The sequence below is a fragment of the Arthrobacter sp. ISL-30 genome, assembly GCF_018613855.1.
In the GTDB taxonomy this organism is placed as follows: Bacteria; Actinomycetota; Actinomycetes; order Actinomycetales; family Micrococcaceae; genus Arthrobacter.
Genome location: NZ_JAGGPK010000006.1, coordinates 1 through 18,894, shown reverse-complemented (window position 1 = coordinate 18,894; position 18,894 = coordinate 1). Strand labels below are relative to the sequence as shown.

Sequence of the window (18,894 nt, the reverse complement as noted above, 5' to 3'; positions counted from 1 at the left end):
CTGCCTTAGCCTTTGGTTCCGGCGGTGTTACGGGATGTGGTCACGTTTTCAAGCACCACGGCCAGGCCCTGCCCGACGCCGATGCAGATGGCGGCAACGCCCCAGCGCTGCCCGGAGGCCTGGAGGCTGCGTGCCAGAGTGCCCAGGATGCGTGTTCCGGAGGCGCCGAGCGGATGACCCATCGCAATTGCTCCTCCATGCTGGTTGACGATCGTGGGATCAATCCCCCAGGCGCCCATGCATGCCAGGGACTGGGCGGCGAAGGCTTCGTTGAGCTCGACGGCGCCCACCTGGTCCCAGCCGATGCGCGCCTTAGCGAGGGCCTTGTTGGCGGCCTCGACCGGAGCGTAGCCAAAGTACTGGGGGTCGTTGCCGTGCGCTCCGCGCCCGGCAATCCGAGCCAGCGGCTCCAGGCCAAGGATGTCGGCGGCGTTCTCGCTGCCGATCCAGGCCGCGGAGGCCCCGTCGGACAGCGGGGAGGCGTTCCCGGCCGTCACCGTACCGCCCTCAGAACCGGTGGATTCCGGGCGGAACACAGTCTTCAGCGCGGCCAGCTTCTCGGCTGTAGACCCCGGGCGGATGCCCTCGTCACGGACCAGGTCCGTGCCCGGAACGGGGGCCACAAGGTTGTCGTAGAAGCCCTCATCCCAGGCGGCGGCCGACAGGTTGTGGGAGTCAGCGGCGAACTGGTCCTGGCGTTCGCGGGTGACGCCGTACTTCTCGCGCAGGCGTTCGGTGGCCTCGCCCAGGGAGATGGTCCAGTCCTTGTTCATGGCCGGATTCACCAGCCGCCAGCCCAGCGTGGTGGAAGCCAGGTTCAGGTCGCCGGCAGGGTAGGGCTTCTCCGTCTTAGGCAGCACCCACGGGGCCCGGCTCATGGACTCGGCGCCGCCGACGAGCATGAGCTCGGCGTCGCCGGCGTTGATCTGGCGGGAGGCAATGATGGCTGCGTCCAGGGAGGAGCCGCAGAGGCGGTTGACTGTGGTGCCCGGGATCGACGTCGGAAGTCCCGCCAGCAGCGTGGCCATCCGGGCCACGTTCCGGTTTTCCTCACCCGCGCCGTTCGCGTTACCGAACACCACCTCGTCGATACGCTCAACGTCGAGCTTCGGAGCCCGCTTCACGGACTCACGCACCACATGGGCGGCGAGGTCGTCGGGGCGGACGGCGGCAAGGCCGGAGCCGAACTTGCCAAAGGGCGTTCGCACGGCGTCGTACACAAAGGCCTGGTTCATGGGGTTTCCTCTTTTTCCTGGTCAAAAGTGGTCTGCTCAGCGGCGTGGGGTTCGGCTTCTGCCGCTTGGTCGATGTCCGCAAAGACTTTCTGGGCGATCTTGAAGGCCGAGTTGGCCGACGGGACGCTGCAGTAGATGGCGGTCTGCAGCAGGATTTCCTTGATTTCCTCCCTGCCGAGCCCGTTATTCAGGGCCGCCCGGATGTGCATGGCGAGCTCCTCCCAATGGCCATGCGCCACCAGGGCCGTGAGGGTGACAGCTGAGCGCATCTGACGGGTGAGCCCCGGCCGCGTCCAGATCCCGCCCCAGGCGATCCTGGTGATCATGTCCTGGTAGTCCTCGGTGAAGGCATCCTTGGCGCCGTTGGCCCGGTCCACGTGGGCGTCGCCGAGAACTTCGCGGCGGACCGCCATGCCTGCGTCGTAGATTTCCTGGGCACTGGCGCCAGGCTGCACCGCACCGTTGCGCTCTGCGCCATTTTCTTCGACGGTCATTCCCCCACCTCCGCGATAAATTTCCGCATGAGGTCCGCGACCAGGCCAGGCGCCTCGGCGGGCGCCAGGTGCGCGACGCCGTCGAGCGTCACCAGGGTGGCCTTCCCGCCACCGGCATTGCTTCCTGCATTGATGCCTGCGGCGATCTCCTCCGCGAACGACGGCGGTGCCACGCCATCCTCGACCCCGGCAATGGCCTGCGTGGGGACTGTGATGCTGCCGAGTTCGGAGCGCACGTCGAAGGCTGCAAGGGCTTCGCAGCAGAACGCGTAGCTGAAGCGGTCGGCGTCACGGAGCGCATGCAGCAGGCGGCTGCTGATTTCAGGCTGGCGGTCCATGAACCCCGGCGCGAACCAGCGCTGGGCCGAGCCCTGGATCATCACTGGCGTGCCTTGGGCGCGAACGGACTCGGCGCGTTCCAGCCAGCCATCCGGCGTCCCGAGCTTGGCGCCCGAACACTGAACGGACAGGCTCTTGAGCCGTTCGCCGTGCTTGATGCCCAACTGCAGGCCGGTAGCGCCGCCGAGCGAAACGCCGGCGTAGTGGAAGGTGGCGCCGGGGGCGATCGAATCAACGAGGTCGACCACGGCGTCCGCCAGTTCGGCGACGTCGAAACCCTCAGTGGCCGCCGGGGAAACGCCGTGGCCTGGCAGGTCCCAGGCAACGACGTCGAAATCGGTTCCGAGGAGCGCACCGGTCTCAGTCCACAGAACTGTGGAGGTGCCCAGTGACGGTCCTGCCACCAGCAGGGGCTTCTCCCCGAGCGGGCGCGGCGGGGAAAGCAGGACCGCCTTGATGCCTGGTCTAGCCACGGTGGGCTCCCTTCGGATCGATGTCTGAGGCCTCAGTGTTGTATGCGTCGGGAGTTGCATAGTCCGGGTAGGCAGCAAGGATGCGCCGGCTGATTTCCCTCGCCTCGCCGACGTAATTGGCAGGGTCCAGCAATTGCGTGAGCTTTTCATCGGACAGCTTGTCCTTGAGAATTGCCTCGAGCAGCAGCTTGGCGTAAATGCGCGACTGCTCGCCCGCCGGAGCCTGCAGCGTCCGGTCCACCACGTCCTGCAGGCGGGCTTTCGCCTCCGCCAGTCCACTGTCTTTGCTGGCACTGATCAGGGGCGCGACGGCGGCCATCACGCCCTCGCTGAGCAGCAGCGGGCCGGAGAGATCCAGGTTGCGGCGCATTGCTTCGGGGAACACCTGCAACCCATGGGCGAGCTCCTTCAGCTGCATGGCGGCCCCGAGGCCCAGTCGCAGCAGCTGGCGCAGTGCCGGCCATTCACTGTGCCAGGCGCCGTCGGGCCGTTCGTCATTGAAGTTGGCGGCGGCCACGTGGAGCTGGGCGGCCAGTCCGGGCGCCTGCAAGGCGGCGCTGCGGACCAGGACCGACAGGACCGGGTTTTGTTTCTGCGGCATGGCCGAGGAAACGCCTCGTCCGGCGGCCCGCGGTTCGGCGAGTTCGGCCACTTCCGGGCGACTGAGGAAGAGGACATCCGAGGCCATCTTGCCCATTGCGTCAACCACGGCCGCGACGGCGTCGCCCAGTGCCGTGACTGCCAGCCGATTAGTATGCCAGGGTGCGGGAGCCGGCGCGAGGCCCAGCTTTATGGAAAGACCATCGGCCAGGCTGAAAGGCGTAATGTCCCTGGCCCCGTCCGCTCGCGCGGTTGGAATTTGCGCGGTCAGAGCCCGCACGCTGAGGACGGAGCCTGCTGCCAGGGTCCCCGACGCTCCGCCGAACTGCACTGGAAGCTCGAGTGCTTCCAGCCGGCGGGCAGCGGCGGCAAGGCCGTGGAACCACTGGGAGGCCTTCAGGCCAAACGTGTACGGGAGGGCGTGCTGTGTCAGGCTCCGACCAACGCACAGCGTGTCCGCATGCCCGCGAGCCAAGGCGGCGAGCGCCGTCGTCGTGCTCCTCACCTCGGCGAGAAGCGTAGTGCGGACGTTGCGGGCCAGCAGCATGAGCGCCGTGTCCAGCACGTCCTGGCTGGTCAGGGAGGTATGCACTGCGGCACCGGCGTCCAGGGGCCCGTCGGCGCGGTCGGCATCGGCGGCGTTGACGTTCTTCCTGAGTTCCGCGAGGAGCGGGATGACAGGATTGGCGCCGCCCTGGGCCCGCTCGGCGATGGCGGCGACGTCGTAGCGCGCGGGATCGGCGGCATGGGCCACTACAGCGGCAGCCCCGTCGGGGACGAGGCCGGCGTCCTCCAGGACTGAAGCCCACGCGGCCTCAACGGCCAGGATTGCCGCTATGACTGCATGATCCCCGGTCAGCGCCGCCACCAGGGGCGACGCCGACACGGGGCTCAGCAGCCCGAAGTCGCCATCGGAGGGGGTCACTTGGATGCGCCTCCGGCCTCGTCACCCTGGGCGTTGCCGTCGGCGTCTTCGCCGTGGAAGTCAAGGAACACGGTCTCGCCTTCGCCCTGCAGGCGCACATCCCAGGTCAGTCCGCCGTCAGGATCGCGGCGGGCGATCACGGTCTTGCGGCGCTCGGGATCAAGCGAGCTCAGCAACGGGTCCTTGGCCAGCGCTTCCTCGTTCTCAGGCAGGTAGACACGCGTGAACAGGCGGTTCATGAGGCCGCGGGCGAAAACAGCGACAGAGATGAAGGGTGCCGCACCGGCTGTTGTGGGGCCTGGGTTGACCGTGGTGAACGTGTACACACCGGAGTTCCCTACAGATGCGCGGCCCCAGCCGGTGAAGGTGTAGCCGTCGCGGACCAGCGATCCGGTCTTCTGGACGATGTTGCCCTCTGAGTCGGGCTGCCAGATTTCCAGGATGGCGTCCGGGATGGTGTGGCCGGCACCGTCATACACCGTGCCCTGGAGCCGGATGCTGCCGGGGCTGCCTGGGGCCAGGAGCTCATTGTCCTTGGGATAAGGCAGGGCGTAGCCGTAGAACGGGCCGACCGTCTGGCCAGGTGTTGCTGTCAGCTTGCTCATTGTTGCCTACTCCTCGTCGTCGCCTGAAGCGGCAAAGGCTTCGTTTTCGGTCCAGGTCCGCTTCGACCCGGTCAGGATGATGTCCCAGTTGTAGCCAAGGGCCCATTCGGGGCTGGTGAGGCTGTGGTCGTACTGCGCCACGAGGCGGTCCCGGGCGTCCTGGTCCACGATCGACTGGTAGATGGGATCCAGCGGGAAGAGCTGGTCGCCCGGGAAGTACATCTGGGTGACGATGCGCTGCGTGAACTCCGTGCCGAACAGGGAAAAGTGGATGTGTGCAGGCCGCCAGGCGTTGAGGTGGTTCTTCCACGGATAGGCGCCGGGCTTGATGGTGGTGAACCGGTAAGTACCGTCCGGGCCGGTGATGCAGCGTCCGACGCCGGTGAAGTTCGGGTCGAGCGGCGCGGGGTGCTGGTCCCGCTTGTGGATGTAGCGGCCGGCGGCGTTTGCCTGCCAGATCTCTACCAGTTGCCCGGCCACGGGGCGGCCATCGCCGTCGAGCACCCGGCCCTGGACAATCATCCGCTCACCCTGCGGCTCACCGTTGTGCTGGATGGTGAGGTCGGACTCCAAGGCGTGCACGTCCTGGTGCCCGAACGCCGGGGAGTACAGCTCGATGGTTTCCGGGTCCGCATGATGCAAGCTCTTGGTGGGGTGGCGCAGGATGCTGCTGCGGTACGGCGCATAGTCCAGGCGCGGCTGGGTCTCCGGCTTCGCCCCGTCCTTGAGGGCGCGACGATACGCCTCGCCGATTGCCTGGATCTCGTTGCTCAGGTCCTGCTGCGTTTCCACGGCCTTGTCCGGCCTTGAATGCGCGGCCTGCGGCTCGGCTGCGGACACGAGCTCATCTGCTTCGATCTGCCCGGCGTTCTCAGGATTAACTTCTTGCAGCACGGCTGGCTCCTTTCGTGTTTGCTGTGTGCGGGTCTGGCAGTTTCTTAGGCCCTTGGTGCAGGGCTCAAGTGCGGGTGGAGGGAGTCATACTGCACGGCGTGCCGTACCGGGGCGTTCGGCGCCGCGTAGCCGTCGTAGTTGCCGCGGCGTTCCACCATTTCGAAGAACACGCTGCCTACGGTGGCGGTGTAGAAGTGGAGGAATTCGCCATCGGCGTCGCGATCGTAGAGCAGGTTCAGTTCCCTGAGCGTGGCCAGGAAGCCGGGCTCCAGGTCAAAGCGGGCTGCCAGGTCCTCGTAGTAGTTGGCCGGGATCTGCAGGAAATCCAGGCCACGCTTCTTTGCGGCGCGGGCCGTGCCGACGAGGTCGTCTACAGCAAAGGCAATGTGCTCCTGGTAGGTCTTGCGGCTTCCGTGCTGGATGCCCTCCTGCTGGATGACGGGGGCCAGGTTCAGCACCAGCCGTACGGCGCGGTCGGACGTCTGCATCACCTGGGACCGGACCAGCCCGCTGGGGCTCGGTACCTCGGCAAAGGGCTGCGGCTCGAGGGCCAGGGCGCTGGTGTAGAAGAGGACGGCTTCGTCGAAGTGCTGCCAGGGCTGGGCCAGGTTCACATGGTCAATCACGGCTGAGCCAGTCGTCGCTGCAGAATGTTCCAGGCCCTCACCGAACTCACGAGTCCACGCTGCCGTCCCGTCCGGACTGCCCTGGCACAGGAAGATCTCAGTGGAATCCGGCGCAGCAATCCCCTGGAACACTTCCTCGTCTGCCTGCACCTTCCGCGGCACCACGGGGGCTTTGAGTTGCTGGGCGCGGGCGGAGGCAATCACGGGAGAATCGACGTCGAATCCCAGCGCCGCGATGGCGGGCTCCGAGTGTGACGCGGCCTGCTCGTTGATGATCACACGGGCCTTGCCCATGGTCCAGAGCTGCACGTCCTTGGTGCGGTGGCGGCCCTCGAAGGCGAAGCCGAGCTGGCCCAGCAGGGTTTCCAGCCGGGCCGTGTCGTCCGCCTTGACCTCGGCAAAGTTGAATCCGCCGGGCTCGGACACTTTTGGCAGCGTGGCCAGTTCCATGGGATAACGACGGCGGGCGGCGGCGTCGGAGCCGGCGGCAGGTCTGCCCGGCGCGGCGGGATTTTCGGCGAGCCAGCGCGCACTCTGGTCCTCCAGCCAGATGAGCGAGCGCATCGCGTCCACAGCGGTGCGGTGGACGTCGGACTGACGGAAGACGTCGTTGAAGACCTCCAGGGAGACGGGCCCGGAGTAGCCCGCACGAACCACATGGCCCATGAACTTGGCGAGCTCGAACTGCCCCTCGCCAGGAAAGACGCGATAGTGGCGACTCCAGGACAGTACGTCCATGGACAGCCTCGGGGCATCCGCCACCTGGACGAAGAAGATCTTCTCCGCTTTAAGGCCTTCGATGGGCGCGGTGTCCCAATCGCGCGAGAGGATGTGGAAGGAGTCCAGGCAGGTCCCCAGGTTTGGATGGTCCACCATGTCCACCAGCCGGTAGGCGTGCTCGTAGTCGCTGACGTATTTTCCCCAGGCCAGGGCCTCATAGGCCACTTTGACGCCGTGGTCCTTGGCCAGCTCAGCCAGGCGGTTCAACTGTTCCGCTCGAAGCTGGTCATCATCGATGGTGGCCGTAGCCACGTTGGAGCAGACAAGGACAGTGTCCATGCCGAGGCGGGACATGAGCTGGAACTTCGCCTCGGCCCGGCGGAGGTTGGCCTGCAGCAGGCCCGGCTCAACGCCGTCGAAATCCCTGAAGGGCTGGTAGAGGTCAAGGCCCAGGCCCAGGTCCGCCGCCATCGTGCGAACGTCATCGGGACTCAGCGGGGAAGTGACAAGGTCCTGCTCGAAGATCTCGATGCCGTCAAAGCCCGCAGCCGCGCATGCCTGCATCTTCTCCTTCAAAGTGCCGGAGAGGCACACAGTGGCGGTGCCAGTGCGCATTATTTTCCGGCTCCTTGCGCCGCCGGGGATTCATCCCTGGCAGCATCCTCGGCGGCGATGAGTTCGAGGAAATGGGCGCGCATCCGCTCCCGGTCGGGCTCCATCCCGGTGAAGATCCTGAAGGCATCCACGGCCTGCCCTACTGCCATGCGGCCCCCGTCGAGCACCTGGCAACCCTTGGCGCGGGCCTCGCGGACCAGCTGCGTTTCGATGGGACGGTAGACGATGTCCGCAACCCAATGCCGCGGTTCCACGAGCTCCATGTCCAGCGGCAGTCCGGGGTGCGCGGCCATGCCAACAGGCGTGCAATGGACGACGCCGTCGGCGAGCGGCACGATCCTGGCCAGCTCCGCCGTCGACTGGCCCGTAATGGTGCGGTCCGGAAACAGCCCGGCGAGTTCGGCAGCCCTGGCCACTGCCCGGTCCGGGTCCATGTCCACAAGGTCCAGGGTCTTCACACCGGAGCTGAGGAGGGCATAGGCCACTGCTGAACCGGCACCGCCGGCACCCAGCTGGACGACGCGGTCCCGGGCGGCGCCGGGGAGGCCCGCCTCAAAGGCCCTACCAAATCCGGAGAAGTCGGTGTTGTAGCCGATGAAGCGCGCGTCCTTGATGACCACAGTGTTGACGGCTCCGAGGCGTCGCGCATCCGCCGAGACTTCATCCAGGTGCTCCAGGATCAGCTGCTTGCAGGGATGGGTGATGTTCAAGCCGTTATAGCCCAGACGGTAGGCGGACTGCAGGAGTTCACCGATCGAGGATGCGGGAAGCCCGAGTTCGGCAAGGTCGATGGGCCGGTACAGGTAGCGAAGACCTTGGACATCGCCTTCCCGCTCATGCATGGATGGGGTGAGGGAGGGGGTTACACCATCTCCAATCAGGCCGATCAGATAAGACTCCGAGCGATTGCTCATTCCTGCTCCTAGGGTCCGCACAAACTTGCTCGCATCGACGAGAACTCAAGCTATGTGAGTTAGGCTATACCAAAAGTTCGAGTACTGCACGCTTGTTCATCATACGAACATCCTAGGAGAAGTGCTCGCTTCCCGCCAGCCCCTATCCCATTCATTGGAAGGAGGCCGGACTTTTCCTTTTGCGAAAAAAGATGGCGCTGCGTGACGCCCTGATTGCCTCCGGCGACGTCCGGCTACCCCACGTTTCATTCTCGTTGTGGGTCGTCCTATCCGCTCCGTAGTGTCGAGCCATCGACCCGGAATCGTCCGGACTACCCGGGCCGCCGCCATCTTCTCCGGCCGTCCAAAAGGCCCGCATCCCAAGGAATATGCATGTCGACTCCTCCCAATAATCCAGGAAGCACCCGTATCGTCGCGGGAGAACGTCCCAAACCCAGCCGCCGTCGGATCCTCTGGTTCGGTGGCGCAGCAGCCGTCGTCGTGGCGGGAGCCGTCGTGGCGGGCACCGCCGTCGGCTCCGCCAATGACACCAATGCCCAGGTTGCGGCCCAAGGCAGCCCCGCCGCAGAGCTGAAGCTGGGCTACTTCGGCAACGTCACCCACGCCCCGGCCCTGATCGGCATCAGCAAGGGCACCATCGCGAAGAGCCTGGGCGACACCAAATTGAGCACCCAGGTCTTCAACGCCGGACCCGCTGCCATCGAAGCCCTCAATGCCGGAGCAATCGATGCCGCCTACATTGGCCCCAACCCGGCCATCAACTCGTTCGTCAAGAGCAAGGGCGAGTCCATCAGCATCATCGCCGGAGCTGCTGCCGGCGGTGCGCAGCTCGTGGTGAAGCCTGAGATCTCCTCCGCCGCCGACCTCAGGGGCAAGACGCTGGCGTCGCCGCAATTGGGTGGGACCCAGGATGTGGCGTTGCGCGCCTGGCTTTCGTCCCAGGGGTACAAGACCACAACCGACGGCGGCGGCGATGTCGCCGTCAACCCCACTGAGAACGCGCAGACGTTCAAACTCTTCCAGGACGGAAAGCTCGACGGCGCGTGGCTGCCCGAGCCGTGGGCCTCGCGGCTGGTACTACAGGCCGGAGCCAAAGTCCTGGTGGACGAAAAAGACCTGTGGGACGGCTCCCAGACCGGCAAACCCGGGGAGTTCCCAACCACGATCCTCATTGTGAGCAAGACATTCGCGGCAGAGCACCCGGCCACGGTCGAGGCCCTCCTCAAGGGCCATGCAGAAGCCGTGGATTGGCTGAATTCCGCCTCCGCCGGCGATAAGGCCGAGGCAATCAATGCAGCCCTCAAGGAAGCGTCCGGTGCAGCCCTCAGCGCAGACGTCATTGAGCGGTCGCTCAAGAACATCGTCTTCACGGTTGATCCGCTGGCGGGAAGCTACAAGAAGCTCCTTGAGGAAGGCGTGACCGCCGGCACGACGAAGTCCGCCGATATCAGCGGGATTTTCGATCTCTCGGCCCTCAATGAGGCGACCGGAAAGAAGGTCTCTGCGGCCGGTCTCGGAAAAGACTAATCCGGAGCGAGAGACCGGAAGTTAGGGCCCTCTGCGGCCTAGCTTCCGGTCTCTTCCGGGTGCTCGCGCGCCTTCTTTTCCTCGGGCGGCTCGCTGTCCTGCGGCACGAAGTCCGGGTCCAGCTTGGTGGACAGGTCCTCCGGGCTTTCGGCCCCGGACCGCCCGTTTTCGACGCTCCCGTTTTCGACACTCCCGTTTTCGACGTCGGAGCCCCGGCGCGCGGGCTCCTCACTGCCCGGGTCTCTCGGCTGCGGCTGTTCGTTCACTGCTTCCCCCTCCACCATTTGGCGCGCCCAACATCCGCGCCTGCGTCATGCTTGGATGAACCCCTCAGATCAGGTCCGGCTGGCTGGCCAGGATATAGTCCGCCGCCGCGGGCCCCCTCATGCGCAGGGTGGGGCAGACGATGCGGTGATTTACCTGGTGGGGGCCGATGCCGTTAGCCCTCATCCCGGCCCAAAACGCCTTGGCCGATTCCGGCTCCAGCCTCTGAATCAGGCACCAGCTGGTATAGACCCCATACAGTTCATCAGGCGTCAGTCCTACAGAAGGATCCCCGTCCTTCTCGATGCAGTCCGCAAGAAACTTTCTAAAGCGTGATTGGCTCATGGCTGCCCCTTCAAGCTCGACGTCCTGTTGCCGCCGGTCTGCCTCAGCAGCCTGGGCACGCCAGCCATTCGGCGAGCCCAAAATTCGAAATCCGGTGTAGAAAAGTACCCGGTCCTTCTTCGAATCTATTCCGAGCCGGGCTTCTTGTCTACGCTCGATCAGAAGTGCCATTTTTCATCCCACAGAACTACTAAGCATGCTTACAGTTAGGTATAGTCAAGTATTGCCACAAGGGAGAATGGTGCTGACAAGCTATAGCGCCTGCTATGGGTTGAGCAACAGATGACCTCAGCCATGGCGTGGAGGAAGCGGATTTGATGGACACGAATGAACTGCCGCATAGCCTCCAAGGAGACCCGGACAGCAACGGCCCACTGGGCGAACGTTATGCCCTAGGTGAGGTTATTGGCCGCGGGGCAATGGCGGTGGTCTACCGTGCCCGTGACGAGGTTCTAGGCCGAGAAGTTGCCGTCAAACTATTCTCCTCGGGCCCTGCCGACGAGGAGCATACCCTCCGGCAGCAGACCGAAATCCAGATACTCTCCGTCTTCGACCACCCCGGCCTGGTCCGGCTCTACGACGCCGGGCTTGATTACCGCGACCCGGCGTCGCCCCACACCTTCCTGGTCATGGAACTGGTAGATGGCCCGGACCTTCGCCAACGGCTTTCCGAGGGGCCAATCCCGGCTGTTGAAACGGCCCTGCTGGGGGCAGCGGTGGCGGACGCCTTGGCGCATGTGCACAACCATGGGGTCATCCACCGCGATATTAAGCCCGCTAACATCATCCTTCCCGCCGGTGAAGCTTCCGCCGGGCCGAAGCTAGCGGACTTTGGAATCGCCCGGCTGATTGAAGGAAGCCGACTCACTGCCACGGGAAGCACGGTAGGTACGGCCACCTACCTTAGCCCTGAACAGGCAACGGGATCCGCACTGACTCCCGCCAGCGACATCTACTCCCTCGGGCTGGTCCTGATCGAATGCCTGACAGGACGGCCGGAATATCCGGGAACTCCCGTAGAGTCGGCCGTTGCAAGACTTCATCGGGCTCCCGAAATTCCGCCCGGACTGTCGGCCGGTTACGCCGAACTCCTCGCCTCCATGACAGATATCAGGCCGGAGTACCGCCCTTCCGCTGAGCAGGTTTCCACCGAATTGTCGGAACTCGCCGCGATGGAGGAGCGCCTCCTGAACTACGACGTGCCGACGGCGGCCCTTCCCGCGCTCCCCCACGTCCCGACACCCCCGCAGCATATGGCTGAAACGGCTTCACTCAGGTTCCATGAAAGGCAGGCACGACGCCGGGCGGCATCGAGGCTTGGAAAAGTTGCCGCAGTTCTGGTTGGCGGCATTGCCGCCGCCGTCGGGATGCTCTGGATGACCACGACCATCCAGGGGGTTGGGCAGGACACCGGGGACAGATCATCGGTCATTGGTACCAGCGGAGCAGATGGGACTCCGACTCCAACCCCAACTCCCACCCCGGAACCTACCCCCGCCCCGATTCAGACTGTCGAGATTCCCGGTCCCGTCCAGACCCTGATTGTTCCGGCTCCCGCCGCTCCTGCCCCTGCAGTACCGTCCGCAGACACCCCTGGCAACGTTGAAAAGGGAAGCGCTAATGCCGAAAAGGGCAAAGGCAAGCCCAAGGAAGGCTGACCCAAACCGGGAATAGCCTTTTCAAGGCAGATCGGCAAGGTGATGATAGTAAGTAGGCTGATTATTGAAGCCGGAACATTCAGAGTATCAATGGACAAGGAGCGTGTTTGGTGATGGCAACCTTGGCTCGTGACATCATGACCGGCGGCGTCGAGTGCATAGGCGCGAACGAAACGCTGGAGGTGGCCGCACGGAAGATGAGGGATCTTGACGTTGGAGCCCTGCCGATCTGCGGCGAGGACAACAGGCTCAAGGGCATGCTCACGGACAGGGATATTGCGGTCAAGTGCATAGCCGAGGGCGGTGATCCACGGACCGCCAAAGCCGGCCAATTCGGTGAAGGCAAGCCTGTCACCATCGGCGCCGATGACACCGTGGAGGAAGCAATCCGGACCATGCAGGAGCACAAGGTCCGCAGGCTTCCTGTCATTGACGGGCATAACCTGGTGGGCATGCTGAGCCAGGCGGACATTGCGAGGAACTACCCGGAGGAGCGGGTGGGAGAACTCGTGGAGTTCATCTCCTACTAGCCTGAGTCCAGGGAAAAGCGCCATGCCGGAGACAACAACGATGACCATGAAACGCAAACTCAAGAAAGTGCGGCCCGGCGATGCCGTTCGGCTCAAGGACTACAACTTTCGGGTAGTGGCCGCAAGAGAGGAACAGGAACTCATCCTGCTTGAGCTGGAGGGCCGAAACGGCGAGCAATCGACCCTCATTGGAGTCCCCAACGCGTCCGTGCTGTTGAGCCAGGACGGTTGAGCCAGGACGGTTCGCAATCATCGCCCGAAGTTGCCATTCCCCGTTGACCTGTCCCCCCGAAGGGGGTCACAGTTAGGAGACGGATACAAGGATTCCGCACAGGGCATGACAAGCACGGACGGTCTCAGGGCCATGGAACAAGAACCGGGGAACCTCGAAAGGCTGCTGCTTCAGGACGCGTTCCTGATGAGCGGCCTGACGCTGCAGGAGTTGTGGCTGGCGTGCCACAACATCACCGGCAACGCAACGGAACTTGAGCTGGATGGCTACTTGCACGGACTCACGCCGCTGAGTTCCATCGAGACCCTCATCCTCACCCATGCACTCAATGAACACAGATACGATCAAGGACTGCCACCAATCCTTCACTGAAGTACGGTGGTGACGCGCCGGCAGGTGGAGAGCCAGGCTCTCGCCGCCGTGCCCTTTCCCGGGCTACCCTGAGAAGAAGTGGTCACGAAAAGGCCGTCCCCCAGTGTCGTTTTGTTGGAGATGCCCAATGATGACGTCAAAGCCCGTCCACGTCTACTCAAGCGCCCTTGGCTCAAGCGCGTGCCTGGCCGGAACGTTCTACTACGATGTCCGTTCCCGAAAGATGTTGTGGTCGGAGGACCTGTTCCGAATCCACGGCTACCAGCGTGGCGAGATCGTCCCGACCCTGGAACTCATGCTTTCCCACAAGCATCCCGAAGATCTTTCGCACAGCCGCCAGCTTTGGACAGATGCCTGCACCAGCGGCGGCCAGTTCTGCAATTACCACCGCATCATCGACGCCGCAAAGAAGGAGCGCCACATCCTGACTTCGGGCGAGGGGGTCCTGGGGCCGAGTGGTTCTGTTGAGTCCGTTCACGGCTACGTAGTGGACTTCTCTTCGACCCTGCAGCGTGAAGTCGAGGCCGCATCGCGGGAAGCGGTGCAGCGCTCGTCGGTGAGCCGTGGCGTCATTGAACGGGCCATAGGCCTCCTCATGGGCTATTTCCGTGTCGACTCCGAAACCGCGTTCCATCTCCTCCTCAATCGCAGCCAGAACACCAACACCAAACTTGCACGCCTCGCCGGTGATCTCGTTGAATCGGCCGAAGACCGCCAGTGCACTGCCTTCCTTGACCAGTTCGCGCACGAACTGCGGGCTGATTCCCGGCGTAAGGCCGCGGCCGCCGAATCCGCCCGCACCGGCGAGGCCAGCTAGCGAGGCGAGCTGTTATCGGGCAATGTCTAGTGCAAGATGCTGCATTTTCCCGTCGACGACTGTGGCCAGGATCTGCGCGTGTGCGAGCCGGTCCGGATCGGCGGCGAGAGGATCGACATCGAACACTGTGAAGTCCGCACGCTTGCCAACGGTAATTGAGCCGGAAATCTCCTCTTCCCCGGCAGCCCTCGCCGCATGGGAGGTGTAGCCTTCCAGCGCTTGGATGGCCGTGAGGCCCTGGCCGGGAACAATGGGCTGTTCGGCGGGGTGGCCCGCCCGCCGGCGCAACTGGGCGTCCGCCATGATCGGCAGGGGTTCGAACGGCGCAATCGGCCAATCGGAGCCAAGTCCCAGGGGAATGCCTGCAGAGCGGAGATCCGCACAGCGCCAGCCATTATTGGCACGCTCCGCGCCCAGCCGGGTGGACCAGTTGTCTGTGTGATCCGCGCTGGCATAGTGCGTGCAATGGGTCGGCTGCATGCTGGCCACCAGGCCCGAACGTGCCAGCCTGTCAACCAGTTCGTCCGGCACTGTTTCGAGGTGCTCAATGCGATGAACTGCCCGCGGCGTATCAGCCGGGAGCGCTTCGAACGCGTCAAGGACGCAGGCAACTCCTGCATCGCCAATTGCATGTGTTGAGGTAGGAATTCCGCGACTTGCGAAGAAGCGCACTGCCGCAGCATATTCCTCCGGACGCGGCCAGAACGACGTCGTGGACGCGCCGTAGATGTCGGGCTCGAACAGCCACGCCGTACCGTTGTCCACCGTGCCGTCAACGAACAGCTTGATGCCGGCGATCTCCCAGCGGCGCCCACCCTGGCGAATGAACTCAGCGAGGCGCTGCCAGTCCTCCTCCCCGGTGCCGGGCATGCACCAAGGCGAGATGCGGAGCTTCAGGGGCAGGCCGCCGTCGTTCTCCAGGGCCTCCTCCTCTACCGCGCGGTAGAGCTCGAAAGATCCTTCGCCGAGGTCCATGACGTGCGCCCCCGTCAGCCCCGCCCGTGAAAACCGGCCCAGCAGCTCCGCCAGCCTCGCCTTCCTCTCCTGGAAAGATTCCCGCGGCACCACCCGCGTGACGAGTTCGACGGCGGCGGCCTCCAGCAGCAGGCCTGTTGGCCTGCCGTTTCCGTCGCACACTACCTCGGCGGCCTGGTCAAAGACGGCCGGCCCATTGATCCCTGCCAGCTCAAGGGCGCGGGAACCGGCAAGCGCCGAATGCCCGTCAAGCAGGCGGATGAGGCACGGTTTGCCTGAGGCGACGTCGTCAATGAGCTCGCGGTGGGCCTGCGCCATGCCGAAGATGTTGGGGTCCAGGCCCCAGGCCCGCACCCACTCTCCCGGGCCGGTGGCAGCAGCTTCGTCCTGCAGCATCGCCCGCATCTCGGCCAGGTTGCGCGCGCCGGAGAGGCCCCGGCCGCGGGTCAGTTCCAGGCCGAAGACGGGATGGATGTGACAGTCCACCAGGCCGGGTGTGATGGCGGCATTGCCGAAGTCGATGACCTCGTCGGCCTGCCAGCCGGCAGCTTCCTTACGCGTTCCGACTGCGGTAATCACCCCGTTCCGGACCGCGATGGCTTCGATGACGGCAGTGCCACCGGTGCCACTTGTGCCACCGTCCGTGGTTTGGGCGTCCATGGTGTGGATGGTATCGGCGAGGAGGATGAGGTCAGGCGTCATGGGTTTCGAAGCTTCCAATGCGGTCGAAGGTAGCCGGACGGCGGAGGCGCACCCAGCGGGCTATGAGGAGGCCGGCGATGAAGACCGCCGGAGTCACAAGGATGAGGATCGTGTTGGTGAGGGCGTCGGCGAAGGTGAGCAGCTCTATGTTCACGGCAATCAGGAGCACAGCGCCGAAAAGCAGGATGCCCGACGCGAGGCTAAGGGGGACCAGCAGCCTGTGGTTCACGGCCGCCGGGTTGCGGCGCAGGTAGAGGAACGCCGCCACAGATGCCAGCCCCTGAAGTCCCACGATGCCGAAGATGCCAGGGGTGTTGACCCAGCTCAGGAGCTGCTGGTACGGATCGGCATTCAGGATGGCACAAATGCTGATCACCACGGCTGCGAGGAGCGTCTGCAGCTGGCCGGCGCGATGCGGTGATTTGAACTTGCGGTGAGTCCTGCCCAGGAAGACGGGCAGGACGCCGTCGCGTGCCAGCATATAGACGTAACGGTTGATCGCATTGTGGAAGGCGAGCTGGGACGCGTAGACGCTGGTGACGATCAGGACGTACATGACTACTTCAGCCCAAGGCCCCACGTAGTGGTTGATGGTCTGGAAGAACATCCCGCTGGTCAACTGACCGGCCGCTTCCACCGCCTTGCCTTCGCCGTAGGCCTGCACCACCGTCCAGACGATGAAGGCGTAGAACACCGACATAAAGCCGACGGCGATGTACATGGCCCGAGGGACTGTCTTATCCGGGTTCCGGGCCTCGGACCGGTAGAGCACCGTGGATTCGAAGCCCATGAAAGCCGCGAAGCAGATACCCAGGATCGCCAGGACTCCGGGACCGAAGGCCTGCTCAGGGCTGAAGGAGCCGAGTGTTATGCCGTCAGCTCCCCCGCTGCCGAGAATGCCGACGCCCATGACGGCGAGGATGCCTGTCTCTGCGACGAGCAGCACTCCCAGGACTTTCGCACCGACGTCGATCCCCCGATAACCGAGGAACCAGACAGCCGCGACGGCCGCAAACGCGATAACCGGCCAGGGAACGTCGAGGCCGAAGAGGACTTTGAACATGTCGTGGGTCTGGACCGCGAACAGTCCGTAGACCCCGATCTGCAGGCAGTTGTAGGAGACGATTGCCAGGATGGCTGAGGCGAGCCCCATGGTCCTGCCCATGGCCAGGGAGATGTAGGTGTAGAAGCCTCCCGACGCCTTGACGTGGCGGGTCATGGCCATAAAGCCCATTGCAAAGACGGTCAGCACGATGCCTGCCAGGAGATAGCCAGCCGGGGCGCCGATTCCACCGACGCCGATGGCAACCGGGGCGACACCGGCCATGACGGTGAGGGGCGCAGCGGCCGAAACGACGAGGAAGGCGATACCGCCCGTGCCGAGGGCGTTGCGCTTGAGGGCGCCGTCGGCGGACGACGTGGGGGGTCTGGTTTGGGTTTCCGGCACGAGTCCGTCCTTTCTTGGGAGCCCTATTAAACGAAAGGCTTTCGTTTTAAGTATGGAGGCGTGTGTCGCAGAGCACAAGGCTTTTTTGAAAACGGCAGCTCCCGCGGTCGCAGACTAGGCTGGAATCACTTCAAAACTTGCAGTCAGGAGAACCAATGGGGCGCCCCCTCCTCCCGCTGATATCCGTGGAGGCCCTTACAACGGCCGCGCTTGAGCTGGTCGACGAAAACGGCGACTTCAGCTTCCCCAAGCTCGCTAAAAAGATCGGCGTCAGCCAGTCCTCGATCTACAACCACGTCAGCGGCCGGGATGAAATCCTCGAGCTCCTGCGCCACCGGATCATCGCAGAAGAGCCGTATCCGCCAGTGGACCATGCCGACTGGGAGGCAGGGCTCCGGATCCTGATCCGCGCCTACCGGAACGCCTTCGCCCGCCATCCCCGGCTCGCCCCGCTGCTGGTGCTGCAGACCATCACTGATCCGGAGGTGATCGGGCTCTACGAGGACCTTGCCCTGTGCCTCGAAAGCGCCGGGTTCCGCGGGCGGGACGGAGTGGCTGCCATCTCCACCATCGACAGCTTCGCCCTGGGTGCGGCACTGGACCTGGCCGCCCCGGAGGTGGTCTGGGACCCTCCGACCGAGGGATATCCCGCCCTTAAGCGCGCCCTCGCCCACGCCGGATCGCCCGAGGAACGGGGCGGCCACGCGTTCGACTTCGGCCTGGACGTGATCATAGGCGGACTCCGGGCGAGGTTGCAGTGATGACAGACGTTTCAGCCGCCGATCTGCGGGAGTCAGCGGCGTTCCAGGCCCCCGAGGTTGGGGAGGCTATTGCTGCCTTGGAAGTCCGCATGGCTGGCGGGCGACGCGTCCTGCTTGGCATCACCGGCTCTCCCGGCTCGGGAAAGTCCACGTTCTCCGAGCTCCTGCGGCAGCATTTCGGCCCCGACCAGGCAGTGGTGGTGCCAATGGACGGCTTCCATCTTGGCAATGCAATCATTGATGGCACCCCGCTGAGGCAGCGCAAGGGCGCCATAGACACGTTCGACGCCGGCGGGTACCTGTCGCTGCTGCGGCGCCTCGCGCTTCGCGACGAAGACGTGGTGTATGCGCCGGATTTCAGGCGTTCCCTGGACGAGCCGGTGGCGGCGTCCATCGCGATCCCTGCAGCCATTCCGCTGGTCATCACCGAGGGGAACTACCTGCTGGCGGATCCCGCCCCCTGGCCGGAAGTACGTGCCCAGCTGGACGAGGTCTGGTTCCTCGAGACACCACAGGAATTGCGCCTTGCGCGCCTCACGGAACGGCACATCCAGTTCGGCATGGATCGAAGTGCGGCTGAGGCCTGGGCCGGGGGCACAGACGAAGCGAACGCCCGGCTTATCGAGGCCACCAGGGATGCGGCGGACCGGGTGCTTCCCTGGGCGTAACACGTCCTCCCAACTGAGTCGCATTTGTTGTCGCCAAAATCCGTTTTAACGACCACAACTGCGAGCTAGCCGGTTTGTCTCTTGTGGGACGCCCGTTCGGGTTTGAAAATGTCCTTGTGGTCGCCTGCCGACGCCGTCCATCTATGGTTCGTTGAG

General features: G+C 64.5%; 20 protein-coding genes. 8 read left to right on the top strand and 12 right to left on the bottom strand.

Features of this window, described 5'->3' with window-relative positions; genetic code table 11:
- Positions 1–5: 5 nt before the first annotated feature.
- Genes J7E82_RS01795 through J7E82_RS01760 form a run of 8 tightly spaced genes read right to left on the bottom strand, consistent with a single transcriptional unit; the run spans position 6 to position 8,440 of the window.
- Positions 6–1,235, bottom strand: coding sequence for a thiolase family protein (locus J7E82_RS01795; protein WP_214859758.1), 1,230 nt, complete (start codon positions 1,233–1,235; stop codon positions 6–8).
- Complete coding sequence (gene pcaC, locus J7E82_RS01790; RefSeq protein ID WP_214859756.1) at positions 1,232–1,729, bottom strand: 4-carboxymuconolactone decarboxylase; 498 nt, start codon at positions 1,727–1,729, stop codon at positions 1,232–1,234. The genes J7E82_RS01795 and pcaC overlap by 4 nt, the downstream gene beginning before the upstream one ends.
- Entirely contained in the window at positions 1,726–2,541 is an 816-nt protein-coding gene (locus tag J7E82_RS01785; protein WP_214859755.1) for an alpha/beta fold hydrolase, read from the bottom strand. The genes pcaC and J7E82_RS01785 overlap by 4 nt, the downstream gene beginning before the upstream one ends.
- Entirely contained in the window at positions 2,534–4,066 is a 1,533-nt protein-coding gene (locus J7E82_RS01780; RefSeq protein ID WP_214859754.1) for a lyase family protein, read from the bottom strand. The genes J7E82_RS01785 and J7E82_RS01780 overlap by 8 nt, the downstream gene beginning before the upstream one ends.
- The gene (gene pcaG, locus J7E82_RS01775; RefSeq protein ID WP_214859753.1) at positions 4,063–4,671 is read right to left on the bottom strand and encodes a protocatechuate 3,4-dioxygenase subunit alpha; all 609 of its coding nucleotides are present in this window, start codon (positions 4,669–4,671) and stop codon (positions 4,063–4,065) included. Before pcaG ends, J7E82_RS01780 begins: the two co-directional genes overlap by 4 nt.
- A 6-nt stretch (positions 4,672–4,677) precedes the next feature.
- Positions 4,678–5,565 (bottom strand): protocatechuate 3,4-dioxygenase subunit beta, encoded by an 888-nt coding sequence (gene pcaH / locus J7E82_RS01770; RefSeq protein ID WP_214859752.1) that lies wholly within the window; start codon positions 5,563–5,565, stop codon positions 4,678–4,680.
- Between the two features lie 44 nt (positions 5,566–5,609).
- A complete protein-coding gene (locus tag J7E82_RS01765) occupies positions 5,610–7,526 on the bottom strand; it encodes a bifunctional sugar phosphate isomerase/epimerase/4-hydroxyphenylpyruvate dioxygenase family protein (protein ID WP_214859751.1) in 1,917 nt (638 codons plus the stop codon).
- Positions 7,526–8,440: a shikimate dehydrogenase gene (locus tag J7E82_RS01760; protein ID WP_214859750.1), complete on the bottom strand. Its 915-nt coding sequence runs from the start codon at positions 8,438–8,440 to the stop codon at positions 7,526–7,528. The genes J7E82_RS01765 and J7E82_RS01760 overlap by 1 nt, the downstream gene beginning before the upstream one ends.
- A 372-nt stretch (positions 8,441–8,812) precedes the next feature.
- On the opposite strand from J7E82_RS01760, the gene J7E82_RS01755 reads away from it, so the two are divergent.
- Complete coding sequence (locus J7E82_RS01755; RefSeq protein WP_214859749.1) at positions 8,813–9,967, top strand: ABC transporter substrate-binding protein; 1,155 nt, start codon at positions 8,813–8,815, stop codon at positions 9,965–9,967.
- 38 nt (positions 9,968–10,005) lie between these two features.
- Here J7E82_RS01755 and J7E82_RS01750 read toward each other — a convergent pair whose 3' ends face one another.
- Both J7E82_RS01750 and J7E82_RS20455 read right to left on the bottom strand, forming a co-directional pair.
- Complete coding sequence (locus J7E82_RS01750; RefSeq protein ID WP_214859747.1) at positions 10,006–10,233, bottom strand: hypothetical protein; 228 nt, start codon at positions 10,231–10,233, stop codon at positions 10,006–10,008.
- A 64-nt stretch (positions 10,234–10,297) separates the two neighbouring features.
- Entirely contained in the window at positions 10,298–10,747 is a 450-nt protein-coding gene (locus J7E82_RS20455; protein ID WP_251041320.1) for a hypothetical protein, read from the bottom strand.
- Between the two features lie 146 nt (positions 10,748–10,893).
- Between J7E82_RS20455 and J7E82_RS01740 the strand changes: the two genes are divergently transcribed.
- From J7E82_RS01740 to J7E82_RS01720, 5 genes are all read left to right on the top strand, one after another.
- Positions 10,894–12,234: a serine/threonine-protein kinase gene (locus J7E82_RS01740; protein WP_214859745.1), complete on the top strand. Its 1,341-nt coding sequence runs from the start codon at positions 10,894–10,896 to the stop codon at positions 12,232–12,234.
- A 113-nt stretch (positions 12,235–12,347) separates the two neighbouring features.
- Positions 12,348–12,764 carry a CBS domain-containing protein gene (locus J7E82_RS01735; RefSeq protein ID WP_214859743.1) on the top strand — a complete coding sequence of 139 codons (417 nt, stop codon included), beginning with the start codon at positions 12,348–12,350 and terminating at the stop codon, positions 12,762–12,764.
- A 22-nt stretch (positions 12,765–12,786) separates the two neighbouring features.
- Positions 12,787–12,996 carry a hypothetical protein gene (locus tag J7E82_RS01730; protein WP_214859741.1) on the top strand — a complete coding sequence of 70 codons (210 nt, stop codon included), beginning with the start codon at positions 12,787–12,789 and terminating at the stop codon, positions 12,994–12,996.
- Positions 12,997–13,101: 105 nt separating this feature from the next.
- Positions 13,102–13,368, top strand: a complete 267-nt coding sequence (locus J7E82_RS01725) for a hypothetical protein (protein ID WP_214859740.1) — start codon at positions 13,102–13,104, stop codon at positions 13,366–13,368.
- Positions 13,369–13,495: 127 nt separating this feature from the next.
- Entirely contained in the window at positions 13,496–14,185 is a 690-nt protein-coding gene (locus J7E82_RS01720; RefSeq protein WP_214859739.1) for a PAS and ANTAR domain-containing protein, read from the top strand.
- A gap of 12 nt (positions 14,186–14,197) precedes the next feature.
- Here the strand turns inward: J7E82_RS01720 and J7E82_RS01715 are convergent, their stop codons facing one another.
- Entirely contained in the window at positions 14,198–15,862 is a 1,665-nt protein-coding gene (locus J7E82_RS01715; protein ID WP_214859738.1) for an amidohydrolase, read from the bottom strand.
- Complete coding sequence (locus J7E82_RS01710; protein WP_214859737.1) at positions 15,852–17,309, bottom strand: APC family permease; 1,458 nt, start codon at positions 17,307–17,309, stop codon at positions 15,852–15,854. The genes J7E82_RS01715 and J7E82_RS01710 overlap by 11 nt, the downstream gene beginning before the upstream one ends.
- Positions 17,310–17,464: 155 nt before the next feature.
- Between J7E82_RS01710 and J7E82_RS01705 the strand changes: the two genes are divergently transcribed.
- Together J7E82_RS01705 and J7E82_RS01700 are read left to right on the top strand one after the other, a co-directional pair.
- Positions 17,465–18,070, top strand: coding sequence for a TetR/AcrR family transcriptional regulator (locus J7E82_RS01705; protein ID WP_214859736.1), 606 nt, complete (start codon positions 17,465–17,467; stop codon positions 18,068–18,070).
- Positions 18,070–18,738, top strand: coding sequence for a nucleoside/nucleotide kinase family protein (locus J7E82_RS01700; protein ID WP_214859735.1), 669 nt, complete (start codon positions 18,070–18,072; stop codon positions 18,736–18,738). The genes J7E82_RS01705 and J7E82_RS01700 overlap by 1 nt, the downstream gene beginning before the upstream one ends.
- Positions 18,739–18,894: the final 156 nt, after the last annotated feature.

Coding starts and splice junctions, on each gene's coding strand:
- J7E82_RS01760 (WP_214859750.1), bottom strand. CDS start 8,440: ATGAGCAATCGCTCGGAGTCTTATCTGATCGGCCTGATTGGAGATGGT.
- J7E82_RS01700 (WP_214859735.1), top strand. CDS start 18,070: ATGACAGACGTTTCAGCCGCCGATCTGCGGGAGTCAGCGGCGTTCCAG.
- J7E82_RS01715 (WP_214859738.1), bottom strand. CDS start 15,862: ATGACGCCTGACCTCATCCTCCTCGCCGATACCATCCACACCATGGAC.
- J7E82_RS01705 (WP_214859736.1), top strand. CDS start 17,465: ATGGGGCGCCCCCTCCTCCCGCTGATATCCGTGGAGGCCCTTACAACG.
- J7E82_RS01730 (WP_214859741.1), top strand. CDS start 12,787: ATGCCGGAGACAACAACGATGACCATGAAACGCAAACTCAAGAAAGTG.
- J7E82_RS01795 (WP_214859758.1), bottom strand. CDS start 1,235: ATGAACCAGGCCTTTGTGTACGACGCCGTGCGAACGCCCTTTGGCAAG.
- J7E82_RS01740 (WP_214859745.1), top strand. CDS start 10,894: ATGGACACGAATGAACTGCCGCATAGCCTCCAAGGAGACCCGGACAGC.
- J7E82_RS01755 (WP_214859749.1), top strand. CDS start 8,813: ATGTCGACTCCTCCCAATAATCCAGGAAGCACCCGTATCGTCGCGGGA.
- J7E82_RS01765 (WP_214859751.1), bottom strand. CDS start 7,526: ATGCGCACTGGCACCGCCACTGTGTGCCTCTCCGGCACTTTGAAGGAG.
- pcaG (WP_214859753.1), bottom strand. CDS start 4,671: ATGAGCAAGCTGACAGCAACACCTGGCCAGACGGTCGGCCCGTTCTAC.
- J7E82_RS20455 (WP_251041320.1), bottom strand. CDS start 10,747: ATGGCACTTCTGATCGAGCGTAGACAAGAAGCCCGGCTCGGAATAGAT.
- J7E82_RS01720 (WP_214859739.1), top strand. CDS start 13,496: ATGATGACGTCAAAGCCCGTCCACGTCTACTCAAGCGCCCTTGGCTCA.
- J7E82_RS01725 (WP_214859740.1), top strand. CDS start 13,102: ATGACAAGCACGGACGGTCTCAGGGCCATGGAACAAGAACCGGGGAAC.
- pcaC (WP_214859756.1), bottom strand. CDS start 1,729: ATGACCGTCGAAGAAAATGGCGCAGAGCGCAACGGTGCGGTGCAGCCT.
- J7E82_RS01735 (WP_214859743.1), top strand. CDS start 12,348: ATGGCAACCTTGGCTCGTGACATCATGACCGGCGGCGTCGAGTGCATA.